Origin of the sequence: Neorhizobium populisoli (assembly GCF_019430945.1) — a bacterium.
In the GTDB taxonomy this organism is placed as follows: domain Bacteria; phylum Pseudomonadota; class Alphaproteobacteria; order Rhizobiales; family Rhizobiaceae; genus Neorhizobium; species Neorhizobium populisoli.
In genome coordinates, this window is record NZ_JAHYCB010000002.1 from 58,507 (window position 1) to 80,600 (window position 22,094).

A 22,094-nucleotide genomic window follows, 5' to 3' on the forward strand; every position below is an offset into this window, starting at 1 on the left:
CCCAATCATCGGGGTCAGGCTTTTTTCGTGCTCAGTACTTCCGTCAGCCGCACGCCAAATCGCGTGTCGTCGTTTTCCAGAACGGTGATCTCGCCCTTGCCGATGCGCCGACCGTTCACCATGATTTCGACCGGCTCGCCGATCCTCTTGTCGAGTGCGATCGTCGCGCCTTCCTCAAGGCTCATAAGCCCTGAAACTTGCATGCGGCTTGTGCCCAGTACGATCTCGACATCAATCGGGATGTCCATGATGAGATCGAGGTTGGCATTCAGCGCGCTGCCCGGTGCCTGGTAGCTCGACGTGGCGGAAGAGGATGACCCGCCGAAATCGTTGCCACCAAAATCATTGCCACCGAAGCTGGAGCCGCCACCGAAGCTGTCGGCCTGTGCGCCGAAGTCGCTGCTCGGTTCCGGAAAGTCCGGAGCCGTGGTCGCGCCGAAATCCGCATCGAAGCCCGGTACGCCGCCGTCGGCGTCGGCCTTCAAGACGCCGCGCAGATCGTCGATGGCCTGATCCAGCTCGCCGTCATTGCCGAGCGGCATCAGTGCGTCGTCTTCGGTAAGGGGTGTCTTCTTCGTAGCCATGCGGTCATTATTCCTGTTGAAACTTGCGTCAGCCTGCCGTCACGATACAAAAACCGAGCGGCAGTCAGAAGCGTCCTAGCCTATCAGGTGCTGTAGAATTTCGTCGTCCGTGCTGATGTTATCCTTTACACGGACTGTATAGCGCTCGCCGGAGCGCCCAAATTCGCACGAATACATGTCTTTGCCATTTGCGCTGACCTGAACCCTCACGTCGTTGAGGTCCTGGAACGCGATGACATCGCCCTTGGAGAGCTTGGAAATCACGCCGAGCGTCAACTTCTGCAGTCGGATACGCGCTTCGAGCGTCACGTGCGAGCGGCGAACCTGATCGTTGATTCGGTCGGTAAATTCCTGCTGGCCTTTGGAGACCTGAGCCTTGGCTTTCGGAGCCGCAACCTTGGTCTTGAGGAAGGCGCGCTGCGGAATGACGAGCGCGAATTCGGACGTTACCTTGCCGAGTTCGAACGCCATGCGGATCGCAACGCCGAATTCCGGACGGTCGAATTCGTCCGGAGCCGCGCGATCTTCGGCGTTATAAGGGCGATCGAGGCTGGCTTCGAAGCCGCCTGGTGCGTTGACGCCGGAGCGAAGCACGCTGGCGATCTTTTCGAAAACCATGACAGCCAGATCGATCTCGATGTCCGACAGCGGACGCTCGATCGGCTGGAGAATGGTTTCCGGTGCCGCGCCGAGCATCAGCTCCATCAGCGCGATGACGAAGGTGTTGCCGCAGCCGAGCACGAAATTCGGGCTCCAGTTGCGCAGCGAACCGTCGGACAGTGCGAAACCGTCGCCGAGATCGCTTACCAGATCGTTCATCAGGCCCGACGTGCAGCTGACATAGGAAACGCCGATGCGGATGCCCGTTTCGCTGTGGAAGACGTCCGGCAGGAATTCGCTGTAGAGCTGGGCGAATTCGCTGCTGATCTTCTCGACGGTCTTCTTGTCGCCGAGGCCGCCGGTAAGTTTTGCAAGCAGCGCCAGGTCCATTCCCGGCGCGGGTGCAGAAGTTGTTTGGTTTGCAGTCGCTTGTGTGGTCGCCATCATGCCGCCTTTTCACCGCCAGGATTCATCATTTCCTGCTCGACCGAGTCGATCGAGGGTCTTTCCTTGTTGGAAATCGTCTTGCGTCCGTATTCCAGCGCAACCTGCGGCACGGAGCCGTTCATGTAGGCAAGCAGGGTCTGCTTGACGACGATGTAGAGGCGATGCTGCTTGGTACGGACGATTTTGATCTGGGACGTCAGCGGGTTGCAGAGGCAATAGGACAGGAAGATGCCGAGCATGGTGCCGACGAGAGCTGCACCGATGAGACCGCCGAGAACTTCCGGCGATTCATTGATCTTACCCATGGCCTTGATAACGCCGAGAACGGCCGCGACGATACCGATCGCCGGGAAGGAGTCGCCCATCGCGGTGATCGCATGATAGGGCTTCATCCTGTCGGCAAACATGGTGTCGATTTCCTCGTCCATCAGCGCCTCGATCTCGTGGGAGCGGGCATTGCCGATGATGATGAGGCGGACGTAGTCGCAGATGAATGCCGTCAGTTCCTTGTTCTTCAGAACGGTCGGAGCCGTCTGGAAGATCGAGGATTCTTCCGGATTGTCGATATGCGCTTCGATTTCGTTACGCGACTTCGTTCTGAGATCGCGCATCAGCGAATAGAGCACGCCGAGAATGTCGAGATAGTTGCGCTCCTTCGGCACGGCGTTCTTGAAGGCCTCGCCGAGCGCCTTGCCGGAATCCTTCACCACCTTCATCGGGTTTGCCATGATGAAGCTGCCGATACCGGCGCCACCGATGATCATCAGCTCGAACGGCTGGACGAGAACGTCGACGTGCCCGCCCATGGCCATGAAGCCACCGAGAATACAGCCGACGGTGATGACAAATCCGATAACAATATTCATCGCGTAACTCTGCCCGATCGTTTTGGTTTGGTGCTGAGATACGGCCTCTGGCTTGCGTGAGGCTGGTTGTGAGGCCTCTAATAAAGGTTAGCCCCGAACAGCTTCGCACAAGTCTTCGCGCATAGTTGTCGCCAGGATAGGAGCGGATTGTCTGCTTCCTGGACCTGGGCAGAACCACCGTGATCACGACCTATACCAGCTATGCAATGATCGCCCGCGACCTTCCGAAGTCGCTGGAACGCGTCGCGGAAAAGCCGGAAGTGGCCCGCGAGACCGACTATTATCTGGCCAATATCGGCAACGTCAAAAGCGTTGACGATTTCATGAACGACACGCGTCTCTACAATTACGCGCTGAAGGCTCATGGTCTGGAAGACATGGCCTATGCCAAGGCCTTCATCCGCAAGGTGCTGACCGAAGGCACTGACGACAAGGAAGATTTCGCCAACAAGCTGACCGACAGCCGTTACAAGTCGCTGGTCGATTCGCTGAACTTCGCCGCCTTCGGCGCCGGCGCCACCGCTTTCGACAAGGCCCAAAAGGGCGTCGTCGACAAGTTCCAGCGCCAGACGCTGGAGGAAGATGCCGGCGAAGACAATATGGGCGTCCGTCTGGCGCTCTATTTCGAGCGCACCGCGCCGACCATCAAATCGGGCATGGAAATCCTCGCCGACGACGCGCTTTCCGAAGTCGTCCGCACCGCACTTGCACTGCCGGACGAGATCATCGGCGCCGACGTCGATCGCCAGGCGAAGTACATCGAAGACAAGGTCAAGATCGAGGATTTCCAGGATCCGGCCAAGGTCAACAAGTTCCTCGAACGCTTCACCGCGATGTGGGAAATCAACAATCCATCGGACAATTTCGATCCGTTGACGCCGTTCAACAATCCCTCGTCAGGCGGCATTTCGACCGATCTCCTGATCTCCATCAACAATCTGAAACTCGGAGGCAAATGATATGCAATCCGGACTTTATGTCGGCATCTCCTCTCAGATCGCGCTGGAGCGCCGTCTGAACACCATCGCCGACAATATGGCCAACATGAACACGGTTGGTTTCCGCTCGACGGAGGTCAAGTTCGACGAAGTTCTGAGCAAGACCCAGAACGATATCAATGCAAAGGTCGCCTTCGTTACCCAGGGTAACGACTACCTGAACACCCGCACCGGCCAGCTGCAGCAGACCGGCAACCCGCTCGACTTCTCGATCAAGGGCAATGCCTGGTTTGCAGTCGACACGCCTGCCGGCCAGGTTCTCACCCGCGACGGCCGCTTTACCATGGACGAGACCGGCCAGCTGCGCTCGATCCGCGGTTTCCCGGTCTTGGATTCGGGCGGTTCGCCGATCCAGCTCAACCGCGAGGCAGGTCCGCCAAGTGTCGGCGCCGACGGTATCATCATCCAGAACGGCCAGCCGGTCGCGACGCTCGGCCTGTTCACGGCCGACATTACCAAGGGCTTCAACCGCTACGAAAACGAAGGCGTGATCCCGGTCGACAATCCGCAGCCGGTGCTTGAAGGCATGGATAACTCGGTTGTCCAAGGCTACATCGAGCAGTCCAACGTCAACGGCATCAGCGAAATGACGCAGCTGATCCAGGTAAACCGGGCCTTCGAGAGCATTTCCGCGCTCATGAAGGATAGCGAATCCACGCTCGACAGCGCCATCAAGACGCTGGGCGGGTCCAACGCTTAACCGTTAAGGAAGGAGCCCGACCATGACGGAAGCGGCTGTCCTCGACGCAGTCAACGGCGGCAAGCTGGCTCAGCTTGCCGGGCTGGCGGCGCGTTATTCCGATCCTGCATTTTCCATTGCCCATGGCGGTCATGTCAGGACCATCGCGGCAGGCCACTACACTGTGGCCGGCCTTTCCAAGCATGTACGCCTCGGCGAATTCGTCGCACATCGCAGCGCGACGGGCATTCATCTCGGCGAAGTCGTCCGCGTCGAACCGGATATCATCTATGTCTGCCCGATCGAACCGGGCGAACCGATCGGTATCGGCGATACCGTCATTCGCAAGGGCGCCTTCCGCGTGGCGCCCGACAATAGCTGGTGCGGCCGCACGATCAACTCGCTCTGCGAGCCGATCGATGGCCGGGGACCGCTCAGCAAGGGCTTCAATCCGCGCTCGATCGCCAATACGGCGCCGCCGTCAATGACCCGCAGCCGCGTCGAAACCGGCTTCAAGACTGGCGTCCGCGCCGTCGATATCTTCGCGCCGCTTTGCCTCGGCCAGCGTCTCGGCGTCTTCGCCGGTTCCGGTGTCGGTAAGTCGACGCTTCTGTCCATGCTGGCGCGCGCCGATGCCTTCGACAAGGTGGTGATCTCGCTGGTCGGCGAACGTGGCCGCGAAGTGCGCGAATTCATCGAAGACACGCTCGGCGACAACATGTCGAAGTCGATCGCCGTCGTTGCGACCTCCGACGAAAGCCCGATGCTGCGCAAGATGGCGCCGCTTGTGGCGATCACCATTGCCGAACATTTCCGCGATCAGGGCGACAACGTCCTTTTCATCGCCGACAGCATCACCCGTTTTGCCCATGCGATCCGCGAAGTAGCCGTTGCGGCCGGCGAGCCGCCGATCGCGCGCGGTTATCCGGCTTCCGTCTTCACCGAACTGCCGCGGCTTCTCGAGCGCGCCGGTCCCGGCGTCGAAGGTGCCGGCACGATCACCGCGATCATCTCCATCCTCGTCGATGGCGACAACCACAACGATCCGATCGCCGACTCGACGCGCGGTATTCTGGACGGCCATCTGGTGCTCGACCGCTCTCTGGCGGACGAGGGGCGCTATCCGCCGATCAACCCGCTCTCGTCGATCTCACGTCTGTCGCGTAAGGCCTGGACTGACGATCAGGAGAAGCTGGTCTCGCGCCTGAAGTCGCTCATTCATCGCTACGAAGAAACCCGCGACCTGCGCCTCATCGGCGGCTATCGCGCCGGTTCCGATCCCGACCTCGACATGGCGATCAAGCAGGTACCCGTCATTTACGAGGTCCTGAAACAGCTCCCGGGGGAAAAACCCGCAATCGATGCCTATGCGGATCTTGCCAACGCGCTGAGAGCAGCTGCGGGGCAGGGCGCTCCGTCATCGGCGATAGCAAGAAGGTGATCGCGCGATGAGCGACCAGAAAAAGGAAGATGTCGTTTCTGCCCAGCAGGCGGAAGAGGCGGCATCGCGGCTGGGAGACAAGGTGCTGATGGCCACAGGCGTTGCCCTGGCCGCAGCCTCCGCCTTCTTCCCGTGGTATGTCTTCCTCAATGCCGACAAGTTCGGGGTTCGCACCGAGGATTTCGGCCGCACCCGCGATCTGCCCCCGGGCATCGGCCGTCCGGTCGTCACCGTCTCGCCGCTTGCGATGACCGACAGTTCCAAGGACGACTGGGTGAAGATGGATCCGATGGACGGTCTGACCACCGCCACCACGACGTCCGCGCTCGGAGAAACCAAGCAGAACGGCAACATCCGTGAGGAACAGCCGTTCCCCGGAAAGAGTAACTTCCGTCTTCTGCATGTCGCGAACGGCCGGGCCCTCATCGAGGACAGTTCCGGTATGTACATGGTGCGGGTGGGTTCGATCCTCCCCGACAACAGTAAACTTGCCACGCTCGAGCAGCGTAGCGGCCGCTGGGTGATCATTACTTCGTCGGGAGCAGTTTATCAGGACGCGGGCGCTGCACGCCCGTAAGTCCGACACAAGGTTACATCGCTAGGCTTCAGACAAAAGATGGAGAGAAGCCTATGCAGGAGATTCAACTTTTCGCACTCGCATCCCGGCAGGCCGATTGGCTTTCGGTGCGTCAGGAAGTTGTTGCCGGCAATATCGCGAACGCCAACACGCCGAAATTCAAGGCGAAGGACGTAACGCCCTTCAACGCGGTGCTGGACCAGACCCAGCATATGGCGATGGCTCGCACGCATGCAGGCCACATGGCCTCGAACGACCTCAGTGACGAGGTCGACATCAAGGAATCGGCCCTGAACGACGAAATCGGCGTCCAGGAATCCGGCAATACCGTCTCGCTCTCCCAGGAATTGTCGAAGACGGGTGAAATCAAGCGCCAATACGAATTGAGCACAGGTCTCGTGAAATCGTTTCACAGCATGATGCTGATGACAGTTAAGAGGTAAGCAAATGGATCCGCTTTCAGCCTCCCTGAAGATCGCTGGATCGGGAATGGAGGCCCAGGCAACCCGCCTGCGCGTCGTTTCCGAAAATATCGCCAACGCCCGCACCACCGGCGACACGCCCGGTTCGGACCCCTACAGCCGCAAGATCATCACGTTCGGCAACGAGCTGGATAGGGCGAGCGGCACGGACATGGTCAACGTCAAGAAGATCGGCATCGATAAGTCGAAGTTCGTCGAGGAATACGATCCGGATCATCCGGCAGCCGACGCCAAGGGCATGGTCAAGATGCCAAACGTCAACATGCTGATCGAGATGGCGGACATGCGTGAAGCCAACCGCTCCTACGACGCCAACATCCAGACAATCAAGCAGACGCGCGAACTCATCTCCGCGACGATCGATCTTCTGAAGGCCGGCCAATAATGATTGAAAAGATTGCAAACGTCGCCTCGATCTCCATGCCCTCCGGGCTGGAAGAGATCGGCTCCACCTCTTCGAAGTCGATGCTCGGCGCACAGGCTGCGACGCCTGGCCAGAACACCGGCATGGATTTCGGCTCGGTCATGAGCCAGATGGCCACCGACACGGTCAACAACCTGAAGGGCGCCGAAGCGATGTCCTTCAAGGCGATCCAGGGCAAGGCGAACACCCGTGAGGTGGTCGATGCGGTTCTCGAGGCGCAGCAGTCGCTGCAGACCGCCATGGCGCTGCGCGACAAGATCGTCTCCGCCTATCTCGAAGTCACAAAGATGCAAATCTAGTAGTTTTTTGAGGACGAAGACATGAGAGCGCTTTCCGTCGCGGCAACGGGCATGGATGCCCAGCAGACCAATCTCGAAGTCATCGCGAACAACATCGCGAACATCAACACCACCGGTTACAAGCGCGCCCGCGCCGAGTTTTCCGACCTTCTTTATCAAAGCGAACGTGCCGAGGGCGTGCCGAACCGCGCCAACCAGGCAATCGTTCCGGAAGGCGCGAATATCGGTCTCGGCGTGCAGACGTCTGCAGTTCGCAACATTCATACCCAGGGCGAACTGACGAAGACCGAAAACGATCTCGACGTGGCGATCGTCGGCCGCGGCTGGTACCAGATCCAGACTCCGGACGGTCAGACGATGTACACCCGTGCCGGCGCGTTCAACAAGAACGCCCAGGGCCAGCTGGTGACGATCGACGGCTATTCCGTCCTTCCGAACATCACCTTTCCCGCCGACACCAGCGAAACGCAGATCACCCGCACCGGCCAGGTCATGGTGCGTGTCGGAAACTCTGCCGATTTCACCGAAGTCGGCCAGCTGACGGTTGCCAACTTCGTCAACGAAGCAGGTCTGCAGCCGAAGGGCGACAACCTCTTCCAGCAGACGGCAGCCTCGGGCGAGCCGATCATTGCCGCGCCGGAAGATCCGGGTTTCGGCTACCTCAAGCAGGGTTATCTCGAAACCTCGAACGTCGATGCCGTCAAGGAAATCACCGATCTGATTTCCGCACAGCGCGCTTACGAGATGAATTCCAAGGTCATCACCACAGCAGATGAGATGGCTACGATCGTCAGCAAGAACCTGAAGTAACACCACAGGAGACGGGCAGACATGATGTTTCGCCGGAAGAATGCAATTGCCGCCGGGGCAGTGAGGATGGCGCTTGCCATGCCGCTCGCCGTGGCCTTGCTTGCCGGAGCAGCAACGCCGGTATTCGCCGGAGCGGGCACCGCCGTAGTGCCGACCCGCACCATCTATCCCGGCGAGGAAATCGGCGCGGGCGCCGTCGAGGAAGTCGACGTGACCAACCCGAACCTGTCCGGCGAATATGCCCGTCAGTCTGCGGAAGTCGTCGGCATGGTGGCCAAGCGCACGCTCCTGCCCGGCCGCACCATTCCGCCCTCGGCGCTACGCGAAGCCTATGCGGTGACGCGCGGCCAGACGGTGCGTCTGACCTTCTCCATCGGTACGATGACGATCTCCGCTCAGGGCGCACCGCTCGAAAACGCTGCCGTCGGCGACATTGTCAAGGTTCGCAACGTTGATTCGGGCGTGACCGTGAGCGGCACCGTCATGGCCGACAAGACCGTAAAGGTGATGGCGAAATGAGAAACAGCCGCCTTTTCACGGCTCTGACCCTGCTTGCCGCGCTTGTCGGCGCAGCACCTGCAGTTGGCCAGGCACCGCCGGTCGCGCTGCAGGTCTCGGCACCCAGCCAGACCGCGCCGATTGCCGCGCGGATCAAGGACATCGCTTCGCTTCAGGCAGGACGTGACAATCAGCTCATCGGCTACGGTCTCGTGGTCGGCCTGCAGAGCACGGGCGACAGCCTGCGCTCCTCGCCGTTCACCGACCAGTCCATGCGCGCCATGCTGCAGAACCTCGGCATTTCCACGCAGGGCAGCCAGTCGAACGCCAAGAACGTCGCGGCCGTCATGGTGACCGCGAACCTGCCGCCGTTCGCAAGCCCCGGCAGCCGCATCGACGTCACCGTCAGCTCGCTCGGCGATGCGACCTCGCTGCGCGGCGGTACGCTGATCATGACGTCGCTTTCCGGCGCCGACGGCCAGATTTACGCCGTGGCACAGGGCGCACTCGTCGTTTCCGGCTTCCAGGCACAGGGTCAGGCAGCCACCTTGACCGAAGGCGTCACGACTGCTGCCCGCGTGCCGAACGGTGCGATCATCGAACGCGAATTGCCGTCCAAGTTCAAGGATTCGGTCAACCTCGTTCTGCAGCTGCGCAACCCGGACTTTTCGACCGCCGTGCGCGTTGCCGACGTGGTCAACGGCTTCGCGGCACGCCGTTACGGCGGCCCGATCGCCGAGACTCGCGACAGCCAGGAAGTGGTCGTCGCCAAGCCGAAAAGCGCCGATCTTGCCCGCCTGATGGCCGAGATCGAAAACCTCGTGGTCGAGACCGACACGCCGGCCAAGGTCGTCGTCAACGAACGCACCGGCACGATCGTCATCGGCGCCGACGTCAAGGTTTCCCGCGTCGCCGTGAGCTATGGCACGCTGACCGTTCAGGTCACCGAGACGCCTACGGTCATCCAGCCGGAGCCTTTCTCGCGCGGCGAGACGGCGGTCCAGCCGAATACAGATATCCTCGCTCTGAAGGACGGCGGCCAAGTTGCCATCCTTAACGGTCCCGACCTGCGCACGCTGGTCGCCGGCCTCAACAGCATCGGCGTCAAACCGGACGGCATCATCGCCATCCTGCAGGGCATCAAGTCCGCCGGCGCCCTTCAAGCGGAGCTTGTCCTGCAATGACCGAGACCCTGTTCACCATTACCATCTCGAAGCGCCTCGCACGCCGGGTACTTGCCACCGCTGCTGTTCTGACGATCGTCGGCCAGGTCGGTGCGCAGCAGCCGCCGGCGGTGACCGAGAACTCGACCGCGGACGAAATTCAGAAGTTCTGCACCAATATCGCCGATGCTGCGCGCGACCAGCGTTATCTCCTGCAGAAGCAGGAGCTTGAAAAGCTGCAGGCGGGTGTCGACGAGCGTATCAAGACGCTCGAAAACCGCACGGCGGAATATCAGGACTGGCTGAAGCGCCGCAACGACTTCCTGGCCCGTGCCCAGGCCGGCCTCGTCGACATTTTCAAGACGATGAAGCCCGACGCCGCGGCACCGCAGCTGGCCGAGATGCGCATGGAAATCGCTGCCGCGATCATCATGCAGCTCCCGGCACGCCAATCCGCACTTTTCCTGAGTGAAATGAATCCGGAAAAGGCCGGCATGATCTCCACGATCATCTCCAGCGCGACCAATCCCAATACATCCAAAGCACCTGCTGCTCCCAATACTCCGAAGGCACCCTCATGACGAAACGCATTTCCGCCATCATGGCTGTCCTCTTCCTGGCTGGCTGCAATAGCCAGACCATCAAGGAAATCGGCAATGCTCCGTCGATGAGCCCGATCGGCAGCGGTCTGCAATATGCGCAGGCGCCGCAGATGGCATCCTATCCCAAGCAGCCGCAGCGTATGGCCAGTGGCTATTCGCTTTGGAGTGATACCCAGTCGGCTCTTTTCAAGGATGCGCGCGCACTGAACGTGGGCGACATTCTAACGGTCAACATCCAGATCAACGACCGGGCGTCCTTCGACAACCAGACCGACCGCAGCCGCACCAATGCAACGAGCCTCAAATGGGGCGCGACGCTGAAGAACCTGTTCGGCTGGACGCCTGAGGCAGGCACGACCGGCGATCTTGGCACTGATTCGAACACCGATTCGCAGGGCAAGGGCACGACCAAGCGGTCGGAAAGCCTGAAGCTGCTTGTCGCGGCCGTCGTGACCGGCATCCTGGAAAACGGCAACCTCCTGATCAGCGGCTCGCAGGAAGTGCGCGTCAACCACGAGATCCGTATCCTGAACGTCGCCGGTATCGTGCGTCCGAAGGACGTCGATTCGGCCAACACGATCTCCTATGACAAGATCGCCGAAGCCCGCATTTCCTACGGTGGCCGTGGCCGCCTGACCGAAGTGCAACAGCCCCCGGTCGGTCAGCAGGTCGTGGATATGTTCTCGCCCTTCTGACGAAACCGCGCGAAGGCCTCTTGATTTGAAGGTTTGAAGATATGGCGGAAGACGCAAAATCGGCCGAAGACGGCGGTGGAAAGAAAAAGGGCGGCTCGGTCATGGTGATCGCCGCCGTTGCCATCGTCACGCTGGTCGGCGCCGGCGGCGGCTGGGTTCTGGGCGGCATGATCGCCCCGAAGGATCCGGCTGCGGCTGTGAAGCATGAAGAAGCGGCTGCCGCAGCAGGCGGAGAGCACGGCGGCGGCAAGAAGGAAGAGGGGCTTCCCCACATTTCCACCGCGGCTAATGGCGTGATCCTTCTGGAGCCTGTCACCACCAATCTTGCCTATCCGTCCACAAACTGGATCCGGCTGGAAGTGGCGCTTGCCTTCAAGGGGCCGCCGGAACTGACCATGGCGGAGAATATCCATCAGGACATTCTTGCCTATATGCGCACCGTCTCCCTGCAGCAGATCGAGGGCCCGCGCGGCTTTCAATATCTGAAGGACGACCTGGAAGAGCGCATCGATCTTCGTTCCCAGGGCAAAGTCGCCAAGGTGATGTTCCGCTCTTTCGTGATCGAATAAGCATCATTCCAGTGCAGACACAAAAAAAGCGGCCCGGAATTCCGGGCCGCTTTTTTGTGCTCATTTTCTGTAACCGCCGGCATCTTTCAATGCCGGCGGCAAACAAACGAATCAGCGAGTGCGCTTCAGGAAGCCGTCCGGAGCGACAGTGACGAGGAGCTTGTTCTCGACCGACTTGTCGATCTCGAATTCCGGATGCTTCTTCAGATATTCGAATACGGCGGTCTTCGGGTTGTCGCCCGGATTCCATGGACGGTCCAGGAAGAAATCCTTCGGCAGGTCTTCGACGAATGTATCGAACACGGCGCAATAGCAGCCGGGAGTGACGAGGGGAGCGTAGGCCTCCAACTCGGCCAGCACGTGATCGTGCGTATGCATGGAATCGAGGCAGACCATGACGCGCTTGTAAGGAGCGGCGGCCGCGTGCACGGCGTCGATGACCTCCTTGGAGATCGAGGAGCCTTCGAACATCTGGATGCGGCTTGCCATCGGGTGGCTTTCGATCGCTTCGCGATTATGGGCGCGAATATCGATATCGAGGCCGATCACCTTGCGGTTCGACTTGGCTGGGTCGATCGTTGTGCCGGCCTCGATCGCGTCGCACATGTCGAGGAGTGCGAGCAGGGAGGCGCTGAGAATCAGCGAACCGCCATGCGCGATGCCGGCCTCGATGATCAGGTCCGGCTTGGTGGCCCAGACGAGTTCCTGCATCGCCTGGATATCCTGCGGATACTGAATGATCGGGCGGCCGAGCCAGTCGAAGTTATAGACATACCGCTTGGCCATCGACATTTCGCGCCAGGCTGAGCTCAGTGCCTGGAATTCCGCATCCTGCGCATAACCGTCGCTGGTGGCTTTGCGCTCCTGGTTGAATTGTTCGATCGGGTTCATGGCTGAGGTACCTCTTTGTCGAAAGCTTGCTGATTCGGTTAGGCTGTATGGCGACTAGGCTGGTTGGCGATCGAGGATCGTCGGCAGGAAATTGAGAACGGGCGAGGGCGTAAACCCGAATTCGTCCACGATCCTCTCCGTCGCGATCCGCGGGAAGCCGATGACGGGCGCATTAGCGTCCACTGCCACCGAACAGCCGGTAATCCTGGCGATGCCGGATACCCACGCTTGGTGGGGAAGATCGGTCCCACTCGCCACATTATATATTGCTTGGCCGCCGTCGAGTGCGATCCGGGTCAGCAGGTCGGCGACGTCGCCGATCCAGATATAGTCCTTGGCTGAAGCCGGATCGCTTCTGAGCTGAATATGGCCGCGTTGCGCCTCGCGGCACAATTCTCCGACGAATGTGTCAGATTCGGCTTCGTCCGGGCCGATGACGTTGGAGAGCCTGGCGATCCTCACATTCTTCCGCCCCGACGAAAGGCAGATCGATTCGCCTGTCAGCTTGGAGAGATTGTAGAGATCCGACGGATTGGAAGGCCGTGCCGAAAGCGTGGTCTCCTCATGCGCCTCGCCGCTATTGGCATAAACGCGGGTAGAGGAAAGATAGAGGAACGAATCAAAATCCGAATCACGCAACAGGTTCGCCGCGACCGAGACATGTGCTTCGATCGTGTCAAACGGGCGTGTGCGAAAATCCGCTGTCAGTCCGATTGCGTAGATGCAGTGACCGAGATCGCCGCGCTGATCAAAAAAAGTTGAACGCGTCATGGCATCGACCTCGTGGCCGAGCGACCGGAGATGCGTGACGAGATACGCCCCGATAAATCCCGATGCGCCGAAGACCGTGAATTTCATTCGCGATGCCCCAGCGTTTTGAGCGGATTGCTGCCGACGATCGAATAGGCGGCGACTTCGCCACGCACAATCGATCCGGCTGCGATGACGCAACCCTGGCGCAGATGCGCGCCGTCGAGGATAACGCAATTCGCGCCGATCCAGACGTCGTCCTCGATGATGATGCCGCCACGGCTTTCAAGAAAACCCTGCTGGCGAATCAGTTTGCTCTTGTCCTTGAACGCATGGTTGACCGGCGCGAACGTGCAGTTCGCGGCGACCAGGACATGACTGCCGAAGGTAATGCCGTTGCCGGTATAAAGAACGCAGCCGCTGTTGATGTAGCAGAAGCTGCCAAGGGTGAGATCGCCGCTGCCGCCCACCGGCTTGATCTTCACGAAACTGTCGATGACGCTGTTTTCGCCGACGACGATCTTCGTGCCGCGGGTCGAATCCTCGATGTCGGCGAGCGGGCTTACTCGGGCTGACGGGTGGATATCGATCACGGCCTTCACCTTTGAATGCTGAACGCCCGCGATGTGCAGGCGCGAATCACCGCAGTAATTCCCTTATTGAACCTTCAGGCTCGGCACCGCCGTCACGAACTTGGTGCCCTTTTCGGCCAGATGCGCGAGCTGCTGGCGTACTTCCTCGGCAATATTCCAGGGCAGGATCATCACATAGTCCGGCCGGCGCTCGGAAATCACGTCGGGATGCAGGATCGGAATATGGCTGCCGGGCATGAACTTGTTCTGCTTGGCGGCGGCAGCATCGCAGACGAAAGTCAGCAAATCCGGTTTTACGCCAGCGAAGTTCAGGAGAGTATTGCCCTTGGCCGCTGCGCCGTAAGCGGCGACGGTCTTTCCTTCGCGCTTGGCCTGCAGCAGGAAGGCGAGCGCGTCGTCCTTGACCTTTTCGGCCTTGGTCTGGAAATCCGCATAGACCTTGGTGTCTCGCAGGCCGCGGTTTTCTTCTTCGTGCAGCATCGCCTTAACGGCGTCGGTCGTCTCGCGAGCATCGTCCTTGTGGCAGCCATAGACGCGCAGGCTGCCGCCATGGGTCGGCAGTTCCTCGACGTCGAACACGCGCAGGCCCGCAGCTTCGAAAATCGTTCCGACCGTAAACAGCGAGAGATAGGAGAAGTGCTCGTGATAGACTGTGTCGAACTGGTTCTGCTCGATCAGCCGCATGACATGCGGGAATTCCAGGGTGATCGTGCCGCCGGCCTTCAGAGCCGTCTTCATTCCACGGGTGAAATCGTTGATGTCGGGCACGTGCGCATAGACATTGTTGCCGAGGATGAGATCGGCGCTCTTGCCCATGCCGACCAGCGACTTGGCGAAATCCTCGCCGAAGAATTCGCGGATGACCGGAATGCCGAGCGCCTGGGCGGCCTCTGCGGTGCTGTCGGTCGGCTCGACGCCCAGGCAGGGAATGCCGGCGGCCACGAAATTTTTCAGGAGATAACCGTCATTCGAGGCGATCTCGATGACCATGCTGTCCTTGCCAAGGTTCAGCCGCTTGGTGATCATCTCGACATAACGCGCCGCATGCGCCAGCCAGCCCTTCGATGCGCTGGAGAAATAGGCGTAGTCCGGGCTGAAAAGTGATTCGGCGGATGCGTAATCCTCCGTCTGCACCAGCCAGCATTCCTCGCAGACCTTCAGCCGCAGCGGAAAATAAAGCTCCGGCGCGGAAAGGGCCTCAGCCGTGAGATAGGCGTTGGACGGCGGCGCGAAGCCGAGGTCGAGAAAATCGCAGGCAAGCGTGCTGTCGCAATGGCGGCATTTCATAACGTCAGTCCCGTAAATTGCTCTGTCAGGTTCGGGTGGCGGCGATCCCGCTCCGACATTTCGGTGATTTCGAGCGGCCAGCTAATGCCGAGCGCCGGATCGAGCGCGCTGAGCGCCCCTTCCGAGCCCGGCGCATAAGGCACGGAGTGAAAATACAGCATTTCGCAATCGTCCGTCAGTGTCTGAAACCCGTGCGCAAAGCCTTCGGGAATGAGCAGCGATCGGCGATTTTCGGCGGAAAGCTCTTCCGCATGCCATTTCAGAAAAGTCGGCGAATCAGCGCGAAGATCGACGGCGATATCGAGCACCGCACCGCGCATGCAGTTGACCAGCTTCATCTCCGAATGCGGCGGCTGCTGGAAATGCATGCCGCGCAGCGTGCCCCGTTTTGCAGTCATCGTCAGATTGATCTGCGCAATCGGTTTCGCCCATCCAGCCTGCGCCAGTTCTTCCGCACAAAACATGCGCGACAGGAAGCCGCGCGAATCGCCAAGGTTCTGACGTTCGACAAGCTTCAGGCCGGAGAGCGGCAGGTCGATGACGGTGAATCGGCTCAAGCGACAGCCTCGTATTCGGCGATCTCGGCCTCGCAAAGCGTACGGGCGTCGGCGCCATCATGCTGCGCACGATACCATTTCATGGTCCGTGATACGGCTTCGGTCAGCGCCCATCTTGGCTCGATATTCAGCACATGGCGAGCCTTGGCGGTTTCCAGCGCCAGCCATCCCGCTTCGTGCGGCCCTTCGGTGCCGTCGCCGTAAACCACCTCGCCGCGGCCATAAGCTGCCCGGGCGATCTCGATAACCTGGCGCACCGGTGCCGCCTCATGGCTTACCGGTCCGAAATTGTAACTGTCGGCAAGGCTCGCATCGCTCCAGAGGCGCTCGGCGAGGACCAGATAGGCGGAAAGCGGTTCCAGAACGTGCTGCCACGGCCGCTTCGCCTCCGGGCGACGAACGCTCAATAGGGTACCGGACTGCCAGGCGCGGACCGCATCCGGCAGAAGCCGATCCGTTGACCAGTCGCCGCCGCCGATGACATTGCCGGCGCGGGCGCTTGCCACCGCAACACCGTTCTCGCGCAGAAAACTGTCGCGATAGCTCGAAACCACGATCTCGCAGGCAGCCTTGCTGGCGCTGTAGGGATCGTGACCGCCGAGCTGGTCGGTTTCACGGTAAGGGAAGGAATGTTCGAGGTTGCGATAGACCTTGTCGGTCGTGACAGCGACGACGACGCGGGCCGACGGGATGGACCGGACAGCCTCGAGCAGATTGGCTGTGCCGAGCACGTTGGTCGCAAAGGTTCCGATCGGGTCCTGGTAGCTTGGGCGCACCAAGGCCTGAGCGGCGAGATGCAGCACAATATCCGGCGCGGCGTTGCGGGCGATTTCGGCCAGTTTCGCCTGGTCCCGGATATCCTGAAAATGGCTCGCTTCGATATGCGAACCTGCAAGTACGAAGAGGTTTGGTTCGGCAGTTGGCGCAAGCGAAACGCCCGTCACCTTGGCGCCCATCCGGGCAAGCCAGATGGCAAGCCAGGAGCCCTTGAAGCCGGAATGCCCGGTCAAAAGAACCTTTTTGCCATGCCAGAAAGCGTGATCAGGTCGGGCGCCACCGCTCATTACCAGATTTTCCACGGTGCTTTGCCGGAAGCCCAGAGGTCTTCGAGCATGTTCTTTTCGCGCAGCGTATCCATCGGCTGCCAGAATCCGTCGTGTTCGTAGGCCATCATTTCGCCCTGCGAAGCGAGATTCATCATGGGAGCGGATTCCCATGGAATGGTGTCGCCCTCGATCATGTCGAGGCATTTCGGCGACAGAACGAAGAAGCCGCCATTGATCAGGCCGCCGTCGCCGCGTGGCTTCTCCACGAAGCCGGTGACCTTGTTTCCGTCACGCTCCAGCGCGCCGTAGCGGCCCGGGGGATGAACCGCGGTGACGGTCGCCAGCTTGCCGTGTTCGCGATGGAACTTGATGGTTTCGCCGATATTGACGTCGCTGAGGCCGTCGCCATAGGTGAAGCAGAAGCTGTCTTCGGTCCGAAGATATTCGCCGACACGCTTCAGGCGGCCGCCAGTCATCGTGGCTTCGCCGGTATCGATCAACGTGACCTTCCAGGGATCTGCGCTGCGGCGATGCACCTGCATCTCGTTATAGGCCATGTCGAACGTCACGTCGGACATATGCAGGAAGTAGTTCGCGAAATACTCCTTGATGACGTAGCCTTTGTAGCCGCAGCAGATGATGAACTCGTTCACGCCATGGGCGGAATAGAGTTTCATGATGTGCCAGAGGATCGGCCGGCCGCCGATCTCGATCATCGGTTTCGGCCGAAGGTGCGTCTCTTCGGAAATTCGGGTTCCCAGCCCACCGGCCAGAATGACAGCTTTCACGTTTATCTCCCTGCCCATAGGGCGGAACCATCGCCCGTCGGCTCCGCCTTATTCGATCCGGTGCTACGGACCGGCTGACTTATGAGGCCATTCCTTCTTACAGGAGAATGGTCTGGATGAGGTCGTCCTGGGCGAAAACGAGGTTGGGATCATATCCCTGTTCCACGTAGCGTTCGCGCTGATCCGGCGTGAATACCAGTACGGCCGTCTTTTCGATGAAGTCCTTGGTGGGCGCCTCGGGTTCGTCCACGATCGCGATACGCTCCGGGAAATTGACCTTGCGGATGCGCTCTTTGAGGATGATCGTGTCGAGGAAGCCGGACAGGACAAGGTTTTCGACGCCGCCGGCTGCATTGACCTGCCAGGCAAGCGTTTCGAGCGCTGCAGCAAGCAACAGGCCTTCACGGGCCGCAACCACTTCCGGATGCTGGTCCAGGCCGCCGTACATCAGGCGTGTGTAGACTTCATAGGCCTTGACGAACTGACGCGAGCCGAGCAGCAGCCGAAGCGCTACCGTCATGCGGATCAGCGTGAACATCTTGCACATGTAATCCTGGGTGAACTTGTCGTTCTCCCCGCTGGCGATCTGGCCGCGCTTGGTGCCGAAATACAGGAAGTATTCCAGACCGCCGCGATACTGGTCCCAGCCGGACATTGCGATCTCGTGGCCACCCTGCGGACGGTCGCGGCCGAGTTCGGAGCGAATCACCTGCTGGTAGAACGGCGTCTTCAGGAATGCGATGTCGCCCTGGTCGAGGAAATGCGCCAGCAACGGGAAGGCGTAGAAGCAGATATCGCGCGGAACCCAGGTCGTGCGCAGCGCACTGGTGCGGAAAACGGCGATTTCCGGGAAAATGTGCTTGTTGTAGATGAAGTTGAAGACTTCGCCGAAGCTGCGGCGCTGGAAGATGACATCTTCTTCGAGACGATAGAAGATATCCATTTCGCGTTCGAGAATGCCGTCATAGGTCCACCACGGAGCATGGCAGACGTTGACCGCGGGGTTGTCGTCCATGAACTTCAGGGCGTTCAGCAGGCCTTCGTAGATCAGTCGGTCGTCATCTGCGACATAGACCGAATATTCGCCATGGGCGCGCCGGTAGGTGCCGTTGACGTTGACGAACGGGCCGTTATTTTCCGGGCGCAGAAAGTAGCGGATCGGCATGTCAGCCGCGAACTCCTGCACGACTTCCGTCGTGTTGTCCGTTGAAGCATTATCCGAGATCACGATTTCATAGGCGAAATCAAACGAGAACGCCTTGATCCGCTGCAGGCAGGTCCGCAGGTGGGCGGCTCGATTATATGTCGGAATGCAGATGCTGAGCTTGATGGGATTCACTGAGGTTTCCTCGACCGGGGTTTCGAGCGGCGGGTTCCCGCTTCAGGGCGGAACACGTGCGAATGGGATGTCGGTGCTCTGATTCGGTTTCCCGGTCCAATCACCGTCTGATTCGTTCAGGTTCCCGCGCCATCATGACATTGTTGAATTCGACCCTAGGGATTGAGGCTTGTGCAAAACTGAAGCCCAGCCGGGCAAATCTCGGAGAAAATTGGACGCTGCCCGGCCCTGATGACCATCTTTCTGTTCACGACTTTTGGACGGGGCCGTTAAGACGTTGACCGCAAATCGCCACGGTGTCTAACCAAGGTGACCAAAAGGACTTCGTGATCGCATGATTCGGCTGATCTATCTGCTTGTCGCCCTGATCGCGATGCCTGGGCTCGCACTTGCCCAGCAATCGCCGGCGGATCTATTGAATCTGCCGGTAGACGGCTCTGCCGCCGCCTGGATTATCCGTACGTTCGGCCTTCTGACCGTTCTTTCGGTCGCGCCGGGCATTCTGATGATGGTCACGAGCTTTCCGCGCTTCGTGATCGCTTTCTCCATCCTGCGTTCCGGCATGGGCCTGGCAACGACGCCATCGAACATGATTCTCGTGTCCATGGCGCTCTTCATGACGTTCTACGTCATGGCGCCGACCTTTGACCGGGCCTGGAATGAGGGCGCGCAGCCTCTTCTCCAAAACCAGATCACGGAAGCCGAGGCGGTGCAGCGCATTGCGGAACCCTTCCGTGTCTTCATGTCTGCCAATACGCGTGACAAGGATTTGCAGCTTTTCGTGGAGATTGCCCGCGAAAGGAATCAGTCCGTCGGCACGCCGCAGGCGATCGACTATCGCGTTCTGGTCCCGGCTTTCATGCTTTCGGAAATCCGCCGCGGTTTCGAAATCGGCTTCCTGATCATCCTGCCGTTCCTCGTCATCGACATGATCGTCGCCGCCATCACCATGGCGATGGGTATGATGATGCTGCCGCCGACCTCCATCTCCCTGCCGTTCAAGATCCTTTTCTTCGTCTTGATCGACGGCTGGAATCTTCTGGTCGGAAGCCTCGTGCGGTCCTTCGGTTAAGCGCAAAACACCGGACAAAAGAAAAGCGGCCGGTTAAACCGGCCGCCGTATTGTATTGCATTATCAACGATGAATGCGCTGTTCAGAAGCCGCCGCGATCGCTGAACGGACCCTCGCGCGGCGGCAATGCCGGCACGGAGAAATGCTCCGGCTTCAGCTTGGCTTTCGCCCGTTCGACCATCATTTCATAACCGTTTTCCAAGTGACGGCAGAAGCGGTCGGCATCGAATAGCGGCTCCGTGAAGCGGTTCTTCTCAAGCCGGTCGCGGACCAGCTTCAGCTCGTCGCGATGTTTGAAATAGTGGACGGCGCGCTCGACATATTCGTCCGGCGTCTCGCAGACCATGTCCGGCAGGCCGACGGCGTTGAGCAGGCTTTCGCTGACGCGGGACGCGAAGTTGACGCCCTTGAACGCCAGCATCGGCAGGCCGGCCCAGAGTTTTTCCGAAGTGGTCGTGTGACCGTTATACGGATAGGTGTCGAGGCCGAGATCGGTAAGCGCGATGCGGTCGAGATAGGCTGCATAATCGACCGTGCGGTCGCCGAACAGGATGCGCTCGCTGGCGATGCCGGCGTTGGTAAAGCCCTTCAGCAGGTTCTTGCGCGAGCCGAAGGTTTCCTTGCAGATCAGGAAGAGATAGCTGCCCGGCGTCTGCTTGAGGATGCGAATCCACAGGTCCAGCGTCGTACGGCTGATCTTCCAGTGCGTATGGAAGGACGAGAAGATGAACGCATCCTGCGGCATGCGGCAGACGCTGCGGTCGATCGGCCGCGGCAGCGGGCGGTGGATCGCATCGTTCGGGAAGAACGTTTCCGGCATCCAACATATCTTCTCGTGATAATGCTTGAAGGAGCTTTCCGGAACGACCGTGCGGTCGGCGATCAGATAGTCGATATCGATATTGACCACGGTGCCGGGATAACCGAGCCAGGTTGCATGAACCGGAGCCGTCTGCTGGTTCATGATCGGCACGCGGGTATCGGCGGTATGGCCCTGGAGATCGACGAGAACGTCGATATTGGCTTCCTTGACGGCCTCCACCGCTTCGTCGTCCGTCATGCCGCGGATTGAAACGATTCGGCCCCAATTTTCACGGATTGCCGAATTGCTGTCCGTCAGGCTCTTTTCGGCTGCGTTGCAGAAGAGCGTGATATCGAACTTGCTGCGATCATGGGCTTCGAGAACGCCGCGGAAGGCTTTCATGACCGCGTGATCGGTCCAAAGGTCGGCGGAAAGATAACCGATTCGGATCTTCTCGCCCCATTTGTGCGGCATGGTCCGGCGCTTGTCCTTGATCCCGGCCGGAATCTTGACGCGTGCGGCGCCGGCGACGGAGTTGACCGCCTCGTTCGTGCACCAACGGATGTTGTAGAGCGAAATCTCGTCAAGGAACGGCGTGATATCGCGCTTTACCTCGATCTCGTCTTGCAGGATCGGATCGAACTTATCCGTGACCTCGTAATTGTTGATGTCACGCATGATCGTCAGGTAATAATTGCGGACGATCTTGTCTTCGGGATCTTTTTCGAACGTGTCGATGATCATCTTGTGTTCGGCTTCCGTGCGCGTCGCAAGACGGACGGAGCGGACGGAGAAGCGACGGTGCTCGGCATTGTCGCTTTCGGCAAGCGTCTTCTGGAAGGCTTCCATGCCATCCATTTCCTGCCGCATCAGCGCGCCGGACATCAGCATCGCCATGTCGGGATCATCGAGTGCTTCGTTGAGAATTTTCGCACCGATTCGCAGCAGGCTGATATCGTCGTTATTCGCGAAATGGAGGCGCATCGCCTCGCGCAGATATTTTATCTGATGACGGCCTTCCTGCTCGCCGGCAAGCTGGAAGGCCTGCGCGGCCTCGGTCTTCATCCTGAGCTTTACCAGGGTGGCGCCCAGAAGCGCGTAGTGTCGCGGATCGCGATCAACGTCCAGCAGGCGGTTTATGATGCCCAGAACGTCGTAATAATCGGCTTTGTCGAAGCTCTTTTGGGCGGCCGCATAATCCCGTTGTACCTTGAGGCTTTTCAATTCGTGCAACT

General features: G+C 59.7%; 25 protein-coding genes and 1 pseudogene. 14 read left to right on the top strand and 12 right to left on the bottom strand.

The window, feature by feature from the left end; genetic code table 11:
• Positions 1 to 14 precede the first annotated feature (14 nt).
• The 3 genes from fliN to motA form a co-directional block, all read right to left on the bottom strand.
• Positions 15 to 584, bottom strand: coding sequence for a flagellar motor switch protein FliN (fliN, locus tag KX729_RS04560; protein WP_219741263.1), 570 nt, complete (start codon positions 582 to 584; stop codon positions 15 to 17).
• 75 nt (positions 585 to 659) lie between these two features.
• Positions 660 to 1,628, bottom strand: a complete 969-nt coding sequence (locus KX729_RS04565) for a FliM/FliN family flagellar motor switch protein (protein WP_219741264.1) — start codon at positions 1,626 to 1,628, stop codon at positions 660 to 662.
• Entirely contained in the window at positions 1,628 to 2,497 is an 870-nt protein-coding gene (motA, locus tag KX729_RS04570; RefSeq protein ID WP_219741265.1) for a flagellar motor stator protein MotA, read from the bottom strand. The genes KX729_RS04565 and motA overlap by 1 nt, the downstream gene beginning before the upstream one ends.
• Before the next feature lie 179 nt (positions 2,498 to 2,676).
• Between motA and KX729_RS04575 the strand changes: the two genes are divergently transcribed.
• The 13 genes and pseudogenes from KX729_RS04575 to KX729_RS04635 all read left to right on the top strand — a co-directional run bounded on the left by KX729_RS04575 (position 2,677) and on the right by KX729_RS04635 (position 11,734).
• Complete coding sequence (locus tag KX729_RS04575; RefSeq protein WP_219741266.1) at positions 2,677 to 3,456, top strand: DUF1217 domain-containing protein; 780 nt, start codon at positions 2,677 to 2,679, stop codon at positions 3,454 to 3,456.
• A gap of 1 nt (position 3,457) precedes the next feature.
• The gene (flgF, locus tag KX729_RS04580; protein ID WP_219741267.1) at positions 3,458 to 4,195 is read left to right on the top strand and encodes a flagellar basal-body rod protein FlgF; all 738 of its coding nucleotides are present in this window, start codon (positions 3,458 to 3,460) and stop codon (positions 4,193 to 4,195) included.
• 22 nt (positions 4,196 to 4,217) lie between these two features.
• Entirely contained in the window at positions 4,218 to 5,615 is a 1,398-nt protein-coding gene (gene fliI, locus KX729_RS04585) for a flagellar protein export ATPase FliI (protein ID WP_219741268.1), read from the top strand.
• 7 nt (positions 5,616 to 5,622) lie between these two features.
• Positions 5,623 to 6,192, top strand: coding sequence for a flagellar protein (locus KX729_RS04590; RefSeq protein WP_219741269.1), 570 nt, complete (start codon positions 5,623 to 5,625; stop codon positions 6,190 to 6,192).
• A gap of 53 nt (positions 6,193 to 6,245) precedes the next feature.
• Positions 6,246 to 6,635, top strand: coding sequence for a flagellar basal body rod protein FlgB (gene flgB, locus KX729_RS04595; protein WP_219741270.1), 390 nt, complete (start codon positions 6,246 to 6,248; stop codon positions 6,633 to 6,635).
• 4 nt (positions 6,636 to 6,639) lie between these two features.
• Entirely contained in the window at positions 6,640 to 7,059 is a 420-nt protein-coding gene (gene flgC, locus KX729_RS04600; RefSeq protein WP_219741271.1) for a flagellar basal body rod protein FlgC, read from the top strand.
• The gene (gene fliE, locus KX729_RS04605) at positions 7,059 to 7,397 is read left to right on the top strand and encodes a flagellar hook-basal body complex protein FliE (protein ID WP_219741272.1); all 339 of its coding nucleotides are present in this window, start codon (positions 7,059 to 7,061) and stop codon (positions 7,395 to 7,397) included. The genes flgC and fliE overlap by 1 nt, the downstream gene beginning before the upstream one ends.
• 21 nt (positions 7,398 to 7,418) lie before the next feature.
• Entirely contained in the window at positions 7,419 to 8,207 is a 789-nt protein-coding gene (gene flgG / locus KX729_RS04610; RefSeq protein ID WP_219741273.1) for a flagellar basal-body rod protein FlgG, read from the top strand.
• Positions 8,208 to 8,228: 21 nt separating this feature from the next.
• On the top strand, positions 8,229 to 8,726 hold the full coding sequence (flgA, locus tag KX729_RS04615) for a flagellar basal body P-ring formation chaperone FlgA (protein ID WP_219741274.1): 498 nt from the start codon (positions 8,229 to 8,231) through the stop codon (positions 8,724 to 8,726).
• Between the two features lie 125 nt (positions 8,727 to 8,851).
• Positions 8,852 to 9,889 (top strand): annotated as a pseudogene (locus KX729_RS04620) (flagellar basal body P-ring protein FlgI); the annotation flags it as partial.
• The gene (locus KX729_RS04625) at positions 9,886 to 10,449 is read left to right on the top strand and encodes a MotE family protein (protein ID WP_219741276.1); all 564 of its coding nucleotides are present in this window, start codon (positions 9,886 to 9,888) and stop codon (positions 10,447 to 10,449) included. The pseudogene KX729_RS04620 and the gene KX729_RS04625, both read left to right, overlap by 4 nt.
• Positions 10,446 to 11,165 carry a flagellar basal body L-ring protein FlgH gene (flgH, locus tag KX729_RS04630; protein ID WP_219741277.1) on the top strand — a complete coding sequence of 240 codons (720 nt, stop codon included), beginning with the start codon at positions 10,446 to 10,448 and terminating at the stop codon, positions 11,163 to 11,165. Before KX729_RS04625 ends, flgH begins: the two co-directional genes overlap by 4 nt.
• Before the next feature lie 41 nt (positions 11,166 to 11,206).
• The gene (locus tag KX729_RS04635) at positions 11,207 to 11,734 is read left to right on the top strand and encodes a flagellar basal body-associated FliL family protein (protein WP_219741278.1); all 528 of its coding nucleotides are present in this window, start codon (positions 11,207 to 11,209) and stop codon (positions 11,732 to 11,734) included.
• Positions 11,735 to 11,845: 111 nt separating this feature from the next.
• Here KX729_RS04635 and KX729_RS04640 read toward each other — a convergent pair whose 3' ends face one another.
• From KX729_RS04640 to KX729_RS04675, 8 genes are all read right to left on the bottom strand, one after another.
• The gene (locus tag KX729_RS04640) at positions 11,846 to 12,625 is read right to left on the bottom strand and encodes a cephalosporin hydroxylase family protein (protein WP_219741279.1); all 780 of its coding nucleotides are present in this window, start codon (positions 12,623 to 12,625) and stop codon (positions 11,846 to 11,848) included.
• A gap of 54 nt (positions 12,626 to 12,679) precedes the next feature.
• The gene (locus KX729_RS04645; protein ID WP_219741280.1) at positions 12,680 to 13,483 is read right to left on the bottom strand and encodes an NAD-dependent epimerase/dehydratase family protein; all 804 of its coding nucleotides are present in this window, start codon (positions 13,481 to 13,483) and stop codon (positions 12,680 to 12,682) included.
• Positions 13,480 to 13,968, bottom strand: coding sequence for an acyltransferase (locus KX729_RS34375; RefSeq protein WP_219741281.1), 489 nt, complete (start codon positions 13,966 to 13,968; stop codon positions 13,480 to 13,482). Before KX729_RS34375 ends, KX729_RS04645 begins: the two co-directional genes overlap by 4 nt.
• 63 nt (positions 13,969 to 14,031) lie before the next feature.
• Positions 14,032 to 15,255, bottom strand: coding sequence for a class I SAM-dependent methyltransferase (locus KX729_RS04655; RefSeq protein WP_219741282.1), 1,224 nt, complete (start codon positions 15,253 to 15,255; stop codon positions 14,032 to 14,034).
• Positions 15,252 to 15,812, bottom strand: a complete 561-nt coding sequence (locus KX729_RS04660; RefSeq protein WP_219741283.1) for a dTDP-4-dehydrorhamnose 3,5-epimerase family protein — start codon at positions 15,810 to 15,812, stop codon at positions 15,252 to 15,254. The genes KX729_RS04655 and KX729_RS04660 overlap by 4 nt, the downstream gene beginning before the upstream one ends.
• Positions 15,809 to 16,876 carry a CDP-glucose 4,6-dehydratase gene (gene rfbG / locus KX729_RS04665; protein ID WP_219741284.1) on the bottom strand — a complete coding sequence of 356 codons (1,068 nt, stop codon included), beginning with the start codon at positions 16,874 to 16,876 and terminating at the stop codon, positions 15,809 to 15,811. Before rfbG ends, KX729_RS04660 begins: the two co-directional genes overlap by 4 nt.
• Positions 16,876 to 17,646, bottom strand: a complete 771-nt coding sequence (rfbF, locus tag KX729_RS04670) for a glucose-1-phosphate cytidylyltransferase (protein ID WP_219741285.1) — start codon at positions 17,644 to 17,646, stop codon at positions 16,876 to 16,878. Before rfbF ends, rfbG begins: the two co-directional genes overlap by 1 nt.
• 97 nt (positions 17,647 to 17,743) lie before the next feature.
• Complete coding sequence (locus KX729_RS04675; protein ID WP_219741286.1) at positions 17,744 to 18,985, bottom strand: glycosyltransferase family 2 protein; 1,242 nt, start codon at positions 18,983 to 18,985, stop codon at positions 17,744 to 17,746.
• A 334-nt stretch (positions 18,986 to 19,319) separates the two neighbouring features.
• On the opposite strand from KX729_RS04675, the gene fliP reads away from it, so the two are divergent.
• Positions 19,320 to 20,057, top strand: a complete 738-nt coding sequence (fliP, locus tag KX729_RS04680; protein ID WP_219741287.1) for a flagellar type III secretion system pore protein FliP — start codon at positions 19,320 to 19,322, stop codon at positions 20,055 to 20,057.
• 82 nt (positions 20,058 to 20,139) lie between these two features.
• On the opposite strand, the gene KX729_RS04685 is transcribed toward fliP, so the two are convergent.
• Positions 20,140 to 22,083 (bottom strand): O-linked N-acetylglucosamine transferase, SPINDLY family protein, encoded by a 1,944-nt coding sequence (locus KX729_RS04685; protein ID WP_219741288.1) that lies wholly within the window; start codon positions 22,081 to 22,083, stop codon positions 20,140 to 20,142.
• Positions 22,084 to 22,094 lie beyond the last annotated feature (11 nt).